The organism is Geobacillus sp. PLS 41 (genome assembly GCF_056494105.1).
The window spans coordinates 3,461,010-3,478,015 of record NZ_CM151395.1; the positions used below are offsets into that span (position 1 = coordinate 3,461,010).

13 protein-coding genes and 2 pseudogenes are annotated in these 17,006 nt (G+C 41.2%); 2 read left to right on the top strand and 13 right to left on the bottom strand.

Going from position 1 to position 17,006, the window contains the following annotated elements; translation table 11 throughout:
* The first annotated feature begins 171 nt into the window (after nucleotides 1-171).
* Both recJ and ACVX3G_RS17300 read left to right on the top strand, forming a co-directional pair.
* A complete protein-coding gene (gene recJ / locus ACVX3G_RS17295) occupies nucleotides 172-1,833 on the top strand; it encodes a single-stranded-DNA-specific exonuclease RecJ (protein WP_011230098.1) in 1,662 nt (553 codons plus the stop codon).
* A gap of 135 nt (nucleotides 1,834-1,968) precedes the next feature.
* Nucleotides 1,969-2,847 carry an IS982-like element ISGsp1 family transposase gene (locus ACVX3G_RS17300; protein WP_011231214.1) on the top strand — a complete coding sequence of 293 codons (879 nt, stop codon included), beginning with the start codon at nucleotides 1,969-1,971 and terminating at the stop codon, nucleotides 2,845-2,847.
* 228 nt (nucleotides 2,848-3,075) lie between these two features.
* On the opposite strand, the gene ACVX3G_RS17305 is transcribed toward ACVX3G_RS17300, so the two are convergent.
* The 13 genes and pseudogenes from ACVX3G_RS17305 to ACVX3G_RS17365 form a co-directional block, all read right to left on the bottom strand.
* A complete protein-coding gene (locus ACVX3G_RS17305) occupies nucleotides 3,076-3,567 on the bottom strand; it encodes a GNAT family N-acetyltransferase (protein ID WP_011230097.1) in 492 nt (163 codons plus the stop codon).
* A gap of 127 nt (nucleotides 3,568-3,694) precedes the next feature.
* The gene (locus ACVX3G_RS17310) at nucleotides 3,695-4,489 is read right to left on the bottom strand and encodes an arsenite methyltransferase (RefSeq protein ID WP_011230096.1); all 795 of its coding nucleotides are present in this window, start codon (nucleotides 4,487-4,489) and stop codon (nucleotides 3,695-3,697) included.
* Between the two features lie 396 nt (nucleotides 4,490-4,885).
* Nucleotides 4,886-6,166: an IS110 family RNA-guided transposase gene (locus tag ACVX3G_RS17315; RefSeq protein ID WP_012749415.1), complete on the bottom strand. Its 1,281-nt coding sequence runs from the start codon at nucleotides 6,164-6,166 to the stop codon at nucleotides 4,886-4,888.
* Nucleotides 6,167-6,273: 107 nt separating this feature from the next.
* Nucleotides 6,274-6,994: pseudogene (locus ACVX3G_RS17320) on the bottom strand (permease).
* Nucleotides 6,995-7,103: 109 nt separating this feature from the next.
* Nucleotides 7,104-7,550 (bottom strand): MarR family winged helix-turn-helix transcriptional regulator, encoded by a 447-nt coding sequence (locus tag ACVX3G_RS17325; RefSeq protein ID WP_011230094.1) that lies wholly within the window; start codon nucleotides 7,548-7,550, stop codon nucleotides 7,104-7,106.
* Between the two features lie 148 nt (nucleotides 7,551-7,698).
* Nucleotides 7,699-8,121, bottom strand: coding sequence for an arsenate reductase (thioredoxin) (gene arsC / locus ACVX3G_RS17330; RefSeq protein ID WP_011230093.1), 423 nt, complete (start codon nucleotides 8,119-8,121; stop codon nucleotides 7,699-7,701).
* Nucleotides 8,122-8,141: 20 nt separating this feature from the next.
* Nucleotides 8,142-9,203, bottom strand: coding sequence for an ACR3 family arsenite efflux transporter (gene arsB / locus ACVX3G_RS17335; RefSeq protein WP_011230092.1), 1,062 nt, complete (start codon nucleotides 9,201-9,203; stop codon nucleotides 8,142-8,144).
* A gap of 39 nt (nucleotides 9,204-9,242) precedes the next feature.
* The gene (locus ACVX3G_RS17340) at nucleotides 9,243-9,590 is read right to left on the bottom strand and encodes an ArsR/SmtB family transcription factor (RefSeq protein WP_011230091.1); all 348 of its coding nucleotides are present in this window, start codon (nucleotides 9,588-9,590) and stop codon (nucleotides 9,243-9,245) included.
* 618 nt (nucleotides 9,591-10,208) lie between these two features.
* Nucleotides 10,209-11,378, bottom strand: a complete 1,170-nt coding sequence (locus ACVX3G_RS17345) for an IS256 family transposase (RefSeq protein ID WP_479454560.1) — start codon at nucleotides 11,376-11,378, stop codon at nucleotides 10,209-10,211.
* 100 nt (nucleotides 11,379-11,478) lie between these two features.
* Nucleotides 11,479-12,324, bottom strand: coding sequence for a MerR family transcriptional regulator (locus ACVX3G_RS17350; RefSeq protein ID WP_041470248.1), 846 nt, complete (start codon nucleotides 12,322-12,324; stop codon nucleotides 11,479-11,481).
* Between the two features lie 290 nt (nucleotides 12,325-12,614).
* Nucleotides 12,615-14,753, bottom strand: a complete 2,139-nt coding sequence (locus ACVX3G_RS17355) for a heavy metal translocating P-type ATPase (RefSeq protein ID WP_011230089.1) — start codon at nucleotides 14,751-14,753, stop codon at nucleotides 12,615-12,617.
* Nucleotides 14,746-15,114 carry an ArsR/SmtB family transcription factor gene (locus ACVX3G_RS17360; RefSeq protein ID WP_011230088.1) on the bottom strand — a complete coding sequence of 123 codons (369 nt, stop codon included), beginning with the start codon at nucleotides 15,112-15,114 and terminating at the stop codon, nucleotides 14,746-14,748. The genes ACVX3G_RS17355 and ACVX3G_RS17360 overlap by 8 nt, the downstream gene beginning before the upstream one ends.
* Nucleotides 15,115-15,337: 223 nt before the next feature.
* A pseudogene (locus ACVX3G_RS17365) lies at nucleotides 15,338-16,689 on the bottom strand (Nramp family divalent metal transporter).
* Nucleotides 16,690-17,006: the final 317 nt, after the last annotated feature.

Below are 17,006 nucleotides of genomic sequence, written 5' to 3' on the forward strand. Positions count from 1 at the left end.
ATTTTTACAGAGAGTATTTAACATATAACCGTCCTCTAGAGTACCTTGCGTTTTTTTATCAAGAATACTACGGAACAAAAAACATCCCATCCGACCGATTTTTTCAAACATTAAACGTTTTTCAAGCCAAAAAATATGTTTGGTTTTACAACTCACGAGAGGACGGTAAGTATGGATTGGGTACCGTTTGATACATCACTAGAAAAACATCCCAATAAAGCTTTGATCACCTATATGGCAAGACAGTTTGATATCGAACCGGTACTGATGCACCACTTGTTTATTCACGGCATCGACAATTGCGAAAAAGTATCACGATTCATATTTCCGACCATAGATGATTTTCATGATCCATTTCTGATGAATGACATGAAAAAAGCGATTATACGCATTATTAAAGCCTTGACGCAAAAAGAAAAGATTTTCATTTATGGTGATTATGATGTAGATGGAATGACAGCAACGGCTATCCTGTACAAAGCTTTAAAGAAATTTAAAGCAGATGTCCATTATCGATTGCCACTTCGCAGTGAAGGGTACGGTTTGTCCCCGAAAGCAATGGAAAAAGTTCCGGAAGACACCACTTTAATTATTACAGTAGACAATGGATCAAGTGCCCACCCTGCCATGGAAGTGGCAAAAAGAAGAGGCATGGATGTCATTGTTACGGATCATCACGAAGTTTTAGGTCCGCATCCCGACTGTTATGCGTTTATTAATCCAAAGCGTCATGACAACACTTATCCTTTCCCGCATCTGGCAGGTGCGGGAGTCGCTTTAAAAGTCGTACAGGCACTATTTATGGCAGGAAAAATTCCTTGGGATAAACATGTTTACGAATTTATTGAGTTTGCCACGTTAGGTACGATTGCGGATCTAATGCCTCTCAAAGGAGAAAATCGTATTATTTGTAAACTTGGATTGCAAAAAATGAACTATACACCAACCCCTGTATTAAAAAAACTCTTTGAGATGTTACGAATTAAATATGTCGATAGTTCCACCATTAGCTTTCAAATTGGACCGATTTTTAACTCGTCGGGACGAATTGGTGATCCAAACCAAGCTGTGGATATCCTAGTCAACCCTTTATGTGCAAAAGCCGATCTTTATTCATTAATTACTTTAAATAAAAAGCGGCAACAAATGACAAAAGAACAATTCCAACGTATTGAGGAACAAATTATTCAAAATCAATGGTACAAACAAAATGTTATTGTTGTTTGCGATGATTTTCACAGCGGAATTATCGGTCTCATTGCTGCAAAAATAGCCAATAAATTCAAAAAGCCAGCGATTGTGATTTCCTTGACAGGAGCCGGTTCTGCCAGAAGTGTAAATGCGACGGATTTTTCCATGATTAATGTGATTAAGAAATGCTCCCATTTCTTAACCAAATACGGTGGTCATCGAGCCGCTGCTGGTTTTTCGATTAAACCCGATTTTGATCATATTCATGCTTTTAGAGAAGCGATTCAACTAGCAGCCTTAGACGAACCGCCACTAACTCCAAAATTAAAATATATTAGTACAATTCCCTTACATCAGTTCCCTATGCATATTTTTGATGACTTAGGCGTTTTAGAACCATTCGGAATGTCATTTCCAAAGCCGTTGTTTTATTGCTCACCGCTGGTAATCAAGCAATTCCAAGTATTCGGAAAAAACAATGAACATTTAAAATTAATAACAAATGATAAAAAAGCCATTGCCTTCTTTAAAGGAGCAATGGCAAACAAACTCCAACAACAATCGTTAGCTGAATGTCTTTACACTCCTAGCTGTCCGATAAAAAAAGATTTTTTAATTCATGATCTTCGTTTCATCCAATAACAAAAGAGCCTTGGAAAAAGTTAAATACAAACCCGTGGTGCTAGATAAAACTCAGACAAGCATAAAAATAGCCCTTGCTGGCGGATCTCCAGTAGAATGAAAGTGTCACCCAACATTCGAAAGGAGAGATCCCCCATGCAAGAGCACTTTCATTTTACTACAGATCCAGCCAAACTTCAAAAACAATATGCCGCTATTTTCTGTTTTGTTTCTGCCCAACTGTCGTTGATTCAAATGTATCTTCATCGCCGCAACCGTCACTTGGTCAAGCAAGAAGACGAAGTGGTCATGGCGGTTCACCTTTTGGGGAAGCTGCTGGGCTTTTCTTCCGAACGAGCCTGGCATCGTTTTGTCACGGGAAATTTGTTCACAAACGGCTCGTTTCTTGAACGCTCCCGATACAACCGCCGCTGCCGAGCGCTTGGTTTCGCCATCAAATGGATCCGTCATGAGCTGGCGAAACGTGGCCAACACCATGCTTATGCGGTCGTCGACAGCTTGCCTCTTCCGTTGTGCCATCCCGCAAGAATGCAGCGCGTCAAGCGGTTTCGAGGGATCGCGGATATGGGGTATTGTGCTTCCAAAAAGCAATGGTACTACGGTTTCAAGCTGCATCTTCAAGTGACCAATCAAGGGCTGGCCATGGGCTATGTCGTGACGGAAGCGTCCTGCCACGACGTCAAAGCCGCTGAAACGGTGATGACTCAAATCCCTCATCCCTACAACTTTGGGGACAAAGGGTACATCAGCCACGCTCTTCGAGAAAAGCTGTACGAAGAACACCAAGCCGCGTTCTGGACACCGTCTCGACACAATCAAAAGCACGGCCCATCCAAGGCATGGGAAGAATGGATCAGGAAAAAACGCAAAGTCATCGAGACGGTGTTTTCGATTCTCGTAGACCAATACCGGATCACCGACATTCGAGCGAATTCCATTGCCGGGTTTGAAGTGGCACTCGATGGCATCTTGTTGGCTTATTCCTTGGTCACACTAGGGCTGGTTGAGCGCTGACGCTCAACTAGCACCACGGGTAAATACAATTAACAAAATATACTGTTTTTTGCAGAGGAGGACATAACCCACAACGAGGGGCTGTACATTGACAGAATGGTATATGGAAATAACACAATTGTATTTGGATCTAACTCTAGTGGCAGATTTATTTTGGTTCGCTATGAATCCGAGAATAATCTGCCACTTTTATATATACAAAGTGATTACATAATATAAAATTCATAATCAGTCTATACCTACAACTGGACTGCGACGCTCAAGCAATACCACATCACGCCATACCCCATTTAACTTTCCTATACGTTGTCGGATACCAACTTCACGAAATCCAACACTTTGATGTAAACGTAAACTTGGTATGTTTTCAGGGAAAATCCCTGCTGTTAATGTCCAAAATCCTTTTGCCTCGGATTCTTTGATCATAGCTTGTAGAAGTTTTTTTCCCACTCCTTTTCCCCGACTCACATCTCGAACATACACACTCACCTCTCCCACCCCTTCATACACGCAGCGATCCGATACTTTACTTATCTTACACCAGCCTTGAATGCCTTCTTCGTTTTCAGCGACCAAACATAAATTTGCGGCAATGGTCGATTCCCATTTTTCAAACGATGGTGCTGTCGTTTCAAACGTTGCTTGTCCTGTCGCAATTCCTTGCTCGTAAATTTCCTTCACTTGCATCCAATCCTCTTTGCGAAAGCTACGAATGTTCATATGAAAAATCCCTCCTTATTTTCATACAGAAAAGGCACTAGGAATCGCCTAATGCCTTTTCCATGTAACATTAGCAACACTCACGCTTTTCTTCCCCAACGAGTTCCGATCTGTTACACCACATTTTTTAAGGTTTCATTGCTTTAATGATCGCAGAAACAATGTAATCCTCGATGTTCGCTCCAGGCACCCAATCTTTGATAAACTCCTTCGATTCATCTTTTGGTTCAATGGTGATCTGTGTGAATCCACTCTGTTGTAACATGGATTCCAGTTCACCAATCGATGCTGCTCCTGATACGCAGCCCGAATACAAGACATCCATATTGTTTTTGATTTCCGATGGAAGTTCTGCCGTCGCCACAACGTCGGAAATGACAAGGCGCCCTCCTGGTTTCAGCACACGATAGGCTTCCTTGAACACCTGGGGCTTATCTGGAGAAAGATTAATGACGCAATTGGAAATAATGACATCCACCGAACCATCTGCCACCGGTAAATATTCGATTTCTCCTAACCGAAATTCAGTATTGGTAAAGCCACCCTTGGCAGCATTGTTGCGTGCTTTGCTGATCATTTCTGGTGTCATATCCACACCAATGACGCGCCCGGTTTCTCCGACCTGACGAGCAGCCAAAAAGCAATCGAAACCGGCACCACAACCAAGATCCAACACCACATCTCCGGGGTTCAATTCCGCAATTGCTAGCGGGTTGCCGCAACCAAGTCCAAGATTAGCTCCTTCTGGCACGGCAGATAATTCCTCATCCGAGTATCCTAGTTTTGCTGATACCTCATTAGGTGTACCACAACATCCGGAAGAGTCTGAACAACAGCTTCTAGAATTTACTTCCTGCAGCGCAATTTGCTTATAGCGGCTGCGGACATTTTGCCGGATTTGATCGTTATTAACGTGATTCATAAGTTATCACTCCCTCTAGAAATGTTGATTTATCAAGGCTTTTCGGCCCCTCAGGGGTGTCCAAAAAATATTTTTCGACAAAATCCCTTACATCCTTTTTCAGTTTTGTGGATATCTTACAGACCTAGGGTGCGCTTCGCGGCCACGGCTGGGGATATTTTCCTTCCGTGGGGAGAAGCGTATTCGATGCACCCTTTGGATCTCCGCGTCGCTGATGAGGACGAACCCTCCCATGTCTCCGGGCGTCTTCGCGCCAACATTCCCTCGTTCGGTCTCGTCATCAGGCGGAGGCCGGCCAAGCTCCTTTGGGGACTCAAGGTCGAATGGATGAAATCACGCCAGCTTCTCCGGTGTCATCCTGTTGTCCAACGATTCTTCCGTTCGCAGGGGGAGGCCTTAGGCCGCCCGTTGCACCTGGGACAAGACGTCCTGTTTCATTCGCTCCGCGTCAAACGCTTGTTTCTTCGTACAAATCGCAAACAGCACATTCAACAGCTTCCGGCACAAGGCGACGATGGACTGCTTTCCGGTCAGCGGATTGACGGATCGGGTCGTATAATACTCATGCAGCTCGCGAAACGCCTCGTTATGCCGAATCAGCGGAATCATCGCCCGAAACAGCACCGATCGCAGCCGTTTCCGTCCCCGTTTGGAGATGTGCTTTTGCCCTTTGCGCTGGCCGGAGGAATTCTCCTTGAGCGTCAGGCCCGCCAACTTCACCAATTGACGCGGGTCCCGATAATGGGCGAAGCTGCCGATCTCCGCCAGAAGATCGATGATCGTGGCGTCTCCCAACCCGTCGACCGTTTTCAACCATTGGTACTCCATCGTCGTTTGAACCAATGCCTTCAACTCGGCGTCCAGTGCAGCGATCTCCGCCTCCAATTGGCGGTATCGGCGGACGAGCGCGGCGATCTCAAACCGGGCCATCGCTGTCCCTTCCGTCACCCCAATCGAGTCCTTCGCGGTGTTGATCAACGCCTGAATTTTGGCCTTCTGCGGGCATTTCATCCCTTCGCTTTGCCGGTACACCTCAAGAAGCTCCTCCACCGTCCGGCCGGCCATATCAGCCGGAAGCGGCGTCCACTCCAACACCGAAAGCGCCGTTTTCCCCAGGTCGCGAAACACCGTCCAAAACTCCGGAAAATATCGGTCGGTCCAGCGGACGATCGCGTTTTTCACCGCCGTCTGTTCCTTGCGGAGCTTCTCTTTGAGCGTGCTCCCCACGCGCAAATCGGCTTCAATCTCGTGCAGCAGCCGGGGAACGAGGAATCGTCCGTCTTTTGCCAGTCTGGCAATGACCAGGGCGTCTTTGGCGTCGTGTTTCGTCGGCAGGTTGTCATCAAGTTCTTTCGACCGGCACACATGCGCCGGGTTGACCATGACCAACGGGATCCCGTGCTCCTCGAGGAAGTAGGCGAGGTTCAACCAGTAGTGCCCGGTCGGCTCCACCGCGACGATCACCTGCGGCTTTCCGAACGCTTGCATCGCCTCCTGAATCGCTTCATACAGCTGGCGAAAGCCCTCTTTCGACTGGAAGATCGGGAACGATTTGCGAAGCACACGCCCCCGGTCATCCACGAAGCAGGCGTAGTGGGTTCGTTTCGCGATATCGATGCCCACGACAAGCGTTTGTTCGGTGACTTGATCAATTTTATAGTTTTGTGTACAATTCATCTGAAGTCCTCCTTGGTATGGTGAGTGATGTGTTTGACACCCCTGCATCATACCAAGAGGGCTTTTTTTGATCAAGTCCCCGGAAAAGCTCCTAACGGGAATGCTCCTTAAATGATATAGAATAAAAATCCTGATAACGTTGCCATCGTCATGACAGAACCTACAAACGCAAAGACCAGCTTCTTTCTAAAGATACTGTGTAATCATGTGATCTCCGGTAAGCTTGCCCCTGCTGAGCTAACCATCGGCGCCATAACAGGTCCTAATGCCATGCCTTTTGCAATCAACATTTGTGAAATGGGAATCATCGTGAAAAGGCGGATATACAAAGGAATTCCGATGATTGCTGCAAGTGGAACAAGCCACCACTTATCACCCCCCATATAGGTTGAAATCCATTCTGTCAGTACAGCACCATGAATAATGGCTTCAATGCCTGCACCCAAAAGCAAATATGGATAAACCGTTTTTATTAAGTGAAAGGTCTCCTGTAAAGCTTCTCTCATGTTTCGTTTCTTTCCGATCTCTACTTCTCCTTTTTTTACTCCGAGTGTCGCAGCCATGAGTGTCAATATGATTGGATCGAGCACAGGAGAATCAAAGAGAAAAATCATCACAATACCGAAACGGACCTTCTGGTTTAAAAGCGATACGACAACTGGGATCGTAGAACATGAGCAAAACGCAAACGCGACAGCAACCAATGCTCCGAATAACGGATGGCGCTTTGTTAACAAACTTTGCATTTTATCATAAGGAATATATCCTTACTGAAAAGTGAATGACGAACGAAATAGCCAAAAACAAAAGAGTTAATTCTAACGCAATATAAGAGAAAGTCTTGAAAAATCGCTATGCTCATTGATTATCTCTCCTTATTTTATTTGCAAATTACAACTATATGTTTAACAAACAGGCAAGCCTAGATATACTTGCCTCAAAATAACGGTTTACAACATACACTTGATTTTGCCATACACTCATTCAACAATTTAATCGAACGAATCACGGTTTCTTTCTCAAATTCCGTCATATGTGAAAACACTTCTTCTAGATATCGATTTATTTCTCGATCAATGGTTGTTGCGATAAACTTTCCTTCGGTGGTTAACGATAACGTGTATACTCTTCGATCTTCAGGAAGCGGCGTTTTTTTTACTAATCCCTTTTTCACTAAATTTTGAATCTGTCTGCTGAACGTGGTAATATCCATTCCTAATGCTTCAGCCACTTGTTGCATGGAGGGATGTTCTCTTTTGTCAATTTCATAAAGAATATGGCTTTGAACGAGAGAAATATCTACATCATCAATCGAACAGCAATTTTTATTTAGCAATCCAAAACGACGTGTCATCACTTGAAACAACTCTCTAATGTTTTCCATTTTTTCACCTCTATAATTATTTATATCACATTATTTGCATATTGCAACTTTTTAATTTAGAAAATAGAATAAAATTTCACCAATTTTTATCATGATTTCCCCTCCTGTAAAATCAGCCGAGAAGATTCTTCTCGGCTGTCATTTAGTCTTATTCGCCTGTTTCAGCAAATTTTTTGATGCGCGCGCCGATTTCATCGCGAACACGACGGAATACAGCTAATTTTTCCTCCTCCGTTCCTTCCGCCTTTGCCGGATCATCAAATCCCCAATGAACACGTTTCACATTTGGTGGGGTTACTGGACAATGGTCCGCTGCATGACCACATAATGTTACTACCAAATCCGCTTTATTTAAAATTTCCGGATCAATGATATCCGATGTCTGGTTCGAAATATCAATTCCTACTTCTTTCATGACTTTTACCGCGTTTGGATTTAGTCCATGCGCTTCAATACCGGCGCTGTACACTTCCCACTCGTCGCCAAGATATTTTTTTGCCCATCCTTCTGCCATTTGGCTGCGGCAAGAGTTACCTGTGCATAAGAAGTAAATGATCTTTTTGTTTTTCATATTTCCTTCCACCTCTGTTGTTAGTATGATACTGATTCTGTTTTAAAGTATTTTCGTTGAAACCATAGTGCCACGTTGACTAACGCAATCATGACAGGCACTTCCACCAGTGGTCCAATAACAGCTGCAAATGCTGCACCGGAATGGATCCCAAACACGCCAACAGCTACGGCAATCGCTAACTCAAAGTTATTACTGCCGGCTGTAAAGGCAAGTGTTGTGGTTACAGGGTATCTCGCTCCAAATTTCCTCCCTAAGAAGAAGGAAACGAAGAACATCAACACAAAGTAAATCAACAATGGAATGGCAACTCTCACTACATCCAACGGCAAGCTTACAATGACGTCTCCTTTTAAAGAGAACATGACGATAATCGTAAACAACAAAGAAATCAATGTAATCGGGCTGACTTTTGGAATAAATACTTTTTCATACCATTGTCTGCCCTTTGCTTTTACTAACAAAAAGCGCGTCAACATTCCGCCAAGAAACGGAATTCCTAAGTAAATAAACACCGACTTAGCGACTTCCATCATTGTAATATTAACGACAGCACCTTCTAGTCCTAACCATTCTGGAATGATCGTCACAAACACATACGCATAAACAGAGTAAAATAGCATTTGGAATACAGAGTTAAACGCCACCAATCCAGCTGCGTACTCCCTGTCTCCTTTCGCTAAATCATTCCAGACAATCACCATCGCAATACAACGTGCCAGACCGATCATGATGAGTCCGACCATGTATTCCGGTTTATCCGGTAAGAATATGATCGCCAACAAAAACATAAGAATCGGTCCAATAATCCAGTTTTGTACGAGCGATAACACTAATACTTTCACATCTTTAAAGACGCGCCCAATCTCCTCATAACGAACTTTTGCTAACGGAGGATACATCATTAAAATTAAGCCAATCGCAATTGGAATTGATGTGGTCCCTACCTGCAAACTGTTCATTCCGTCTACAAAGCCTGGAAAGACAAATCCTAAGCCAATTCCTGCTGCCATAGCAAGGAAAATCCAAAGCGTGAGGTATCGATCCAAAAACGATAGACGTTTTTTCCCCGTATTATTCATTTTTTCCCCCCTAATAATTTAAATTAGTAGATTAGTAGGTTAACAACCGCAACGGAGCGTAGGGTTGGTTTCCTCAATCTTACGAATATTCTCTGTTTGATCTGGAATATGTTGCAGAATATCTTGGATGAAATCATATAACTCATTTTGTGAATTGAGGGAATAATAAATCCACTGTCCCCTCTTATCTTCTTTTACTAATCCTGCATCTTTTAACTTGCGAAGATGCTGACTAATAGCCGGCTGACTCATGTCAAACACCTCAAGAAGCTCGCATACACAACACTCACGTTGTTTTAAAATTGCCATGATCGTTAAACGTGTTTTATCACCAAGCAACTTTAAAACGTGTGATGCTTTTTCTATTTCCACTACTGTCTTTTGCATGGAAACACCTCCTATTCTTTTATGATTATATAGTTATTTACTTATATATATGAGCGAAAATGAAATATGATACTCCTAAATCCCTTTATTTGCAATTTTGTTCCTCTCACACTAAATAATGATGTCACATCTTTCATATCCACGAAATGGATATGGTAGTATAACCATACTTACTCTTCCCTTTAATAAGTATATAACTACATACTTATATAAAACAAGAGAAAAAAACGACTTTAACATAATCTTTACAAATTCAAACGAAAGTGTGAAATTCGGAAGTAAACTTGCCTTATCTCGTCTCCATTTGTTGTTATTCTTCAGAACGAGAGATTCTCCTCCTCGTCATAAATTTCTTTTATTTGTTTCGGTTCGTTTGTTAACTCCATTTCAAATCCTTATTTATTTGATAAGTAAAAAAGACTAACGACTCGAGTCGTTAGCTAACACTGTTTCGTCAACTGGTACCGTCAAGAATTTTGTGTAATGAAAGATAGATAGGGTATCTCTGAATGGATTTAGAATGGATAAGGAGTCGGTTTCCTCCGCACAGGAGACAGAATATTCTGTCTCCTGTGCGGAAAGGGAGAATCCCCTTACTTTGTTATTTACAGTATTTGGTTAATTGTAACGTTCTTCAAACATTCGCTGGAGAGCTTCCTGCGCTTCGGCAAATCCTCGTAGCTTTCGCTCTGCCCATTTCTCATTAAAGTCTTGGATCGTCAAATACACGATTTTTTCCGCGGCTTCTAAACTGCTCAAACTGTTCATCGGTTTTAGACGTTTCCGAATCTCCTTGATCGTTCGTTCGATGGCATTTGTCGTGTAAATTACACTTCGAATACTGTTCGGATAGTCCATAAATGTGAGGAGAACATCCAACTCATTGGCCCAAGATTGCACTTCTCTTGGGTACTTGCTCGACCATTTCGATTCAAACTGTCGAAACATCTCCAATGCGATTTCTTTACTCGGAGATCGATAAATGAGTTTCAGATCCTCCGCCATTTCGAATTGATCTTTTTTCCGAACACGGCTGAGGGTGTTGCGGACTTTGTGAACGACACAACGCTGTACGTCCGCTTTCGGATAAACCGCCCGAAAGGCTTCCTCCAGCCCCGGAAGACCATCAAATACGCCCAGAAGCACTTCCTTGACGCCTCTTTGGTAGAGGTTCTGAAGGATTTCCCGCCATCCATAGGCGCTTTCTTGTCCTCCCACGAAAAAATCGAGAATTTCGCGATATCCTTCTTCATTTACTCCTAACACCACATAAATGACTTCTTTCTCTACCGTATCGCGGCGAAGTTTCACGTACAAACCGTCTAAATATAAGACCGAATAACGCTTGGATAGTGGACGGCTGCGCCATTTTTCGATATCTTCCTTTACGACATCGGTAATACGGCTGATCGTCGCAGGAGAATAGGCTTTTCCTAGAATTCGTTCGATCCACTTGCCAATTTCCCGGGTGCTCATGCCGCTTTGATACATCTTGATGATGGCTTCCTCCAGCCATCCCGTGTGGCGTTGATAAGGAGCAAACAACTGCGTTTGAAATTCCCCGTTTCGGTCTCTTGGGACCAAAAGCCCTTCAATCCGGCCATATTGTGTATCTAGATTTCGTTGATAGTAGCCGTTTCTCATATTGGATGTGTCTGCCTGTTCGATTTCGAGGAAATTTTTGATTTCTTCCCGCATGATCAGTTCTAATTTTTCTTTGACAAACTGACGAATGACACTTTCCAGTTGATTTGCCCAGTCGACATTCGGTATACTTCTTTTAGGCATAGGTAGGGTACTCCTTTCTCTAAGATTTTTGGTCCAATCAGAGAATACCCTACCTTTTTTCTTTTGGTCTAGCAAAAAGCTTTACACAAAATTTTATACATCATCCGTCAACTGAATTCAGGATTTGTTCTAATTTGGTTCGGATCGCGTTTTTAAGCATGGATCTTAAATTTTTTTTATACTTCTTCTTAGTCAATGGACAAATATATTCTCCATCATCAATAACCTCGTTTTTTAACTCTCCATCTTCATTGAAAAACAACGTATATATTTCGTTGATTAGTTTATTTTCTTGCTGTATGTAGTTTATTGTTTCACTTTTGTATCCCTTGATCACTTTTTCGAAAATCATTTTAAAATCTTCAATAGACATCTCTTTCTTTAATTTGCGTTCCATTGTTTTTGGTGTTTCATTACTACTTTCTTGTTGATTTTTCTTTTCTAATTCTTGATACATCTCATCCATTTGCTCATATAAACCGATTAAAAAAGCATTTTCTTCTTCCAGTTTTTGAACTTTAACCGTTAATTCAGTGATTTGCTCGTAAACCAAGTTCAACTCATCCTGCATATTAATGAGTTGATTTTCTAATTGATTCTTCTCCTCCATGAGCTGTTTCATTAATTCTTCCGAGTGAGTGCTATCACCTTTAACTTCTTCAGAATCCAATTTATTATGCTTTTCACGATGGTCATTCGCCAACATTGAAAAAGAGTTTTCTACATACCATTCATAAACTCCCATTACTTCAGGCAAACCTGGTCTCTGTTCTTCAATAAACTCGAATAAATCATCGTGATAAATTCGCCAACCCTCCTTTCGATTTGCCGAACGTTCTGCTTTAATCTTTCCTTCTCTGATCCAACGAGTAACCATTTGAATTGAGTCAGTAATGTAATATTCCTGAAGTATTTTTAGTGCTTGGTGAACATTATATACTTCCATCTCCTTCTCCCCCGCTCAAAATTATTTAAAATAAAAATATGTTGGTAATGTTATACCTATGACATTACCTAAGTAATTTTAGGAAAATAAGAAATGCTTGGCTTTAAGCGCCAAGCATTTTTATTAAAATCCCATTTAATTAATTAAGATCTCTAAAATTTAGGTCATTTGTTTTGTTAGTTTTGACTGTTTTTAATCAGGGCTTTGTTAAATTTCAATGTTGATTTTTAAACCACACAAAAAGACCGAAATAAATTCGGTCTTTTTGTGTGTCTTCTTCAACTATTGCATTATTCTTTCACATTTAGCAATCGCATGCTGTTTAATGTTACGATTAATGTTGCTCCCATATCCGCAAATATCGCTAACCATAACGTTAACCAACCAGGTACAATTAACAATAACGCCAGCACCTTAATGCCCAAAGAGAAGGTAATGTTTTGCTTAATAATTGCTAAAGCCTTGCGGCTCAATTTAATCGTATATGGCAATTTACTTAAATCATCAGACATTAAAGCAATATCGGCTGTTTCAAGGGCTGTATCGGTTCCAGCACCACCCATTGCCACACCAACGGTTGAAGCTGCAAGAGCTGGTGCATCGTTCACACCATCTCCAACCATCGCAACACTTCGATACTTGTCGCGAAGCTCTTTGATGAAATTCAGTTTATCTTCTGGAAGTAAATCGGCTTTAATATCGGAAACACCGACTTGTTTTCCGATGGCTTCGGCTGTTCTTTGGTTATCTCCCGTCAGCATCACCGTTTTTTCAATACCGACTTGATGAAGTTTTCGAATAACCTCTTTGGATGATTCTCTTATTTCGTCTGCCACGGCAATTAACGCCAGAATTTCTTTTTCCGTTCCTAATGCCATGACCGTTTTCCCTTGTATTTGAAGGGTTGTAATTTGTTCTTTTATTTCTGATTGGATGCCATTTGGAAGAAGTTCTTCAAAAAGACCTGGACTTCCGACATAATACATTGCGTTATTTACTTTGGCTTTGACCCCTTTACCTGTAATGGATTGGAATTCTTCAACCGATACATCATTAAAATTCAATCCATCTTCTTCTGCTTTTCTTATAATGGCGGAAGCAAGTGGATGTTGTGAGCCTTTTTCAATGGCTGCTGTAATGGTCATTAGTTCATTTTCATTGCCATTATAAGTGACTACATCGGTGACGGAAGGAATACCTTTTGTTAATGTTCCTGTTTTATCAAAAGCAATCACTTTTAAGTTTCCTGCTTCCTCTAAATAAATACCACCTTTAATTAACACACCGTTTTTCGCTGCATTTCCAATGGCAGTTACAATCGAAACAGGCGTGGAAATAACCAACGCACACGGACAACCAACCACTAATACAGCTAGACCTCGATAAATCCATTCGCTCCAATCAGCACCCATAAATAATGGAGGAATAACGGCTAGTAAAAGAGCAAAAATGATAATGGCTGGTGTATAGTATTTGGCAAAACGATCTACAAACGCTTGAGAAGGTGCTCGTTCTGCTTGAGCTTCTTCCACTAAATGGATGATTTTCGAAAGAGTTGTATCTTCCACTCGTTTTGTCACTTTTACTTCCAATAACCCTTCTTCATTCAATGTTCCTGCAAAGACTTCATCACCGACTGTTTTGGTTACTGGAACACTTTCTCCCGTAATGGCAGCCTGATTTAGCGTAGATGTACCCTTGATGACGATTCCATCCATCGCTAATTTCTGACCAGGCTTTACGATCATAATATCTCCGACTTGAATATCGTCAACAGGGACCATCATTTCTTCATTTCCGCGACGAATTAATGCTTCTTTTGGAGCAATATCCATCAACGATTCAATGGATTGACGAGCTTTATCCATGGAATAACGCTCTAAGGCTTCGCTAATGGCGAATAGAATAACAACCGTTGCACCTTCTCCCCATTCACCAATCGCTGCAGCTCCTAAAATCGCCACTGTCATCAGCGTATTCATATCAAAATTCAATCGAACTAGGTTTTTGAAACCTTTTATAAATAACGAATATCCACCGATTAAAATTGCTGCAGCATATCCAATTGTCGCAAAGATATGCTCTTCTCCGTATTGCTTCCCTAAAAACCAACTGATCACAAGCAAAACGGCGGAAATATACACTTTAATGTTCTCTTTTTGCTTCCAAAAAGGTTCACGCTTGACTGCTTTTTCTTTATCTTCCCGAACCTTTAAGTTTTCAAAAGCTCCTGCTTTTTCTAATTCTTCGATGGTTGTTGTACCCCAAACGGTAATTTTAGATGCTCCAAAGTTTACTTTAGCATCTTGAACACCTGGCAATGATTTTACATTATTTTCAAACTTTGCCGCACAGTTTGCACAAGTAAATCCTTGAACACGGTAGGTTTTCGCTTCTGATTTAGATAATTTTGCTTGTTGTTCAGACACGGACTTTCACCTCTTTATCATGTGCTAACGCAATCATGATTAACTGCTTAATATGGTCATCATCCAGCGAATAAAATGCTAGCTTTCCTTCTTTTCGATACTTTACAATCCCTTGTTTATAAAGAGTCCGTAAATGATGGGAAGTGGTTGCAACAGAAGCCCCAATGATATTGGCAATATCACATACACATAACTCTTCATCTTGGCAAAGTGAATAGGCAATTTTTGCCCTATTTTCATCTGCCAGTGCTTTAAACAACAGGACAACACTGGATATATCTTCTTTTTGCAATTCCCCTTGTATTCGATTGACTTTTTCTTCGTCATAACAATAAATTTCACATGTATCTTTCTTACTCATTCATTATCCCCCTTTCATATTCAAATTTCCGTTTGAATATATTATACCTCATTTCTTTTATTATTCAAACATTTATTTGAATGAAAAACAAAAAAGAATTGGATGTAAAAAATCAACCTAATATTTACCAGGCATTTCATTTAATTAGCTACATCAAAAAATTCTATTAGCTAAAAACAATAAACCTCATTATCCGCAAAAAGATAATGAGGTTTACTATTTCTTAACCAAAGAATGTTTGGAACAATAAATATGCGTTTAAGCTGATAATCACCATCGCTACCATCCAAGCAAGAACTTTCAACCATAATGGATTTGCGAACTCGCCCATTTTCTTTTTATCGCTAGTGAATTGAACGAGAGGCACTACCGCGAAAGAGAGCTGTAAAGAAAGAATAACTTGGCTCAAAATAAGTAATTGAGCCGTTCCGCTTTCGCCATAAAGAGCAGTTACAACAACGGCTGGGACAATGGCAATCAATCGAGTGATCAGCCTTCTTAACCAAGCAGGAAGGCGAATGTTTAGAAAACCTTCCATCACAATTTGACCAGCTAAGGTTCCTGTTAATGTGGAGTTTTGACCAGAAGCCAACAAAGCAACTCCAAATAAAATACTTCCAAGTGTTGTTCCAAGCAGTGGAGCAAGCAAGTGATAAGCATCTTCAATCTCCGCAACATCTTTCATTCCTGCTTTATGGAATGTAGCAGCAGAAACAATAAGGATAGATGCATTAATAAATAAAGCGAAAAAGAGTGCAATGGTTGAATCCCAAGTGGCATATTTGATCGCTTGTCGTTTACCCGAGCTGGTTTGTTCGTATTGACGTGTCTGCACAATGGAAGAATGCAGATAAAGATTATGAGGCATTACGGTTGCACCTAAAATACCGATTGCAATATAGAGCATGGATGGATTGTTAATAATCTCTGGGCTTGGAACAAATCCCTTCAATATGCCACCTACATCTGGCTTAGAAAGAAAGATTTCAGTCACAAAGCAAGCACCAATGGTTAGAATTAAAACAATTACCAACGTTTCAATATAACGAAACCCTTTATTCTGTAATAGCAATACGACCAGTACATCCAGAGCTGTAATAATCACTCCATATATTAACGGAATGCCAAACAACAATTTCAAAGCGATTGCCGAACCGATCACTTCGGCTAGATCACAAGCTGCGATTGCCAACTCGCATAAAACCCATAAGATCATTGCTACAGGCTTGCTGTAATGGTCGCGACAAGCTTGGCTAAATCCCTTCCCGTTACAATTCCCAACTTGCCAGCCAATGCTTGAAGCAATATTGCCATTAAATTGGAAAGCAAAATAACGGAAAGCAACGTGTATCCGAACTGGGAACCTCCTGCGATATCAGTCGCCCAGTTTCCCGGGTCCATATACCCCACGGCAACTAAGTATCCTGGTCCAGCAAACGCAAGAAACTTTTTCATCCAAGAACCCGTTTTTGGTATACGCAAACTTCTATATACTTCGGGCAATGTTGGTTGTGTCCGTTTCTTTCTCCAACCTTCCTCAACGACTAACGGCAGTTTTTTTATATTTTCACTCATGATGATCACCTCATGATTGGTTTTCGCTAAATATTTTGCATTAAGGAAACTTTTGGGGTAAAAAAATTTGCTCCTACAACTTAGAATTAGATATATGTAAGAGCAAAGAAAATGTTGCCTAAATAAATTGTACATCAGAAACTTTTTTAGTCAATGGAAACTTTTATCGTTTGTTAGTTTAAGATCGCTAAAATATTGAACAAGGTACTGACCTTGTTCAAACCATTTAATGATATTTGAAGCTTATGTTTGAATGAATACTCTCCCACTTACGCTAAGCTTAGAAGGGCTATAAAAAGTTCTAACCACAACATTGC

Bases quoted from the DNA above. Each gene is read 5' to 3' on its own strand.
- arsC (WP_011230093.1), bottom strand. From the start codon at position 8,121: ATGAAAAACAAAAAGATCATTTACTTCTTATGCACAGGTAACTCTTGC.
- ACVX3G_RS17340 (WP_011230091.1), bottom strand. From the start codon at position 9,590: ATGCAAAAGACAGTAGTGGAAATAGAAAAAGCATCACACGTTTTAAAG.
- ACVX3G_RS17325 (WP_011230094.1), bottom strand. From the start codon at position 7,550: ATGGAAAACATTAGAGAGTTGTTTCAAGTGATGACACGTCGTTTTGGA.
- ACVX3G_RS17350 (WP_041470248.1), bottom strand. From the start codon at position 12,324: ATGGAAGTATATAATGTTCACCAAGCACTAAAAATACTTCAGGAATAT.
- ACVX3G_RS17360 (WP_011230088.1), bottom strand. From the start codon at position 15,114: ATGAGTAAGAAAGATACATGTGAAATTTATTGTTATGACGAAGAAAAA.
- ACVX3G_RS17315 (WP_012749415.1), bottom strand. From the start codon at position 6,166: ATGAATTGTACACAAAACTATAAAATTGATCAAGTCACCGAACAAACG.
- arsB (WP_011230092.1), bottom strand. From the start codon at position 9,203: ATGAATAATACGGGGAAAAAACGTCTATCGTTTTTGGATCGATACCTC.
- ACVX3G_RS17305 (WP_011230097.1), bottom strand. From the start codon at position 3,567: ATGAACATTCGTAGCTTTCGCAAAGAGGATTGGATGCAAGTGAAGGAA.
- ACVX3G_RS17300 (WP_011231214.1), top strand. From the start codon at position 1,969: ATGCAAGAGCACTTTCATTTTACTACAGATCCAGCCAAACTTCAAAAA.
- ACVX3G_RS17345 (WP_479454560.1), bottom strand. From the start codon at position 11,378: ATGCCTAAAAGAAGTATACCGAATGTCGACTGGGCAAATCAACTGGAA.
- recJ (WP_011230098.1), top strand. From the start codon at position 172: ATGGATTGGGTACCGTTTGATACATCACTAGAAAAACATCCCAATAAA.
- ACVX3G_RS17310 (WP_011230096.1), bottom strand. From the start codon at position 4,489: ATGAATCACGTTAATAACGATCAAATCCGGCAAAATGTCCGCAGCCGC.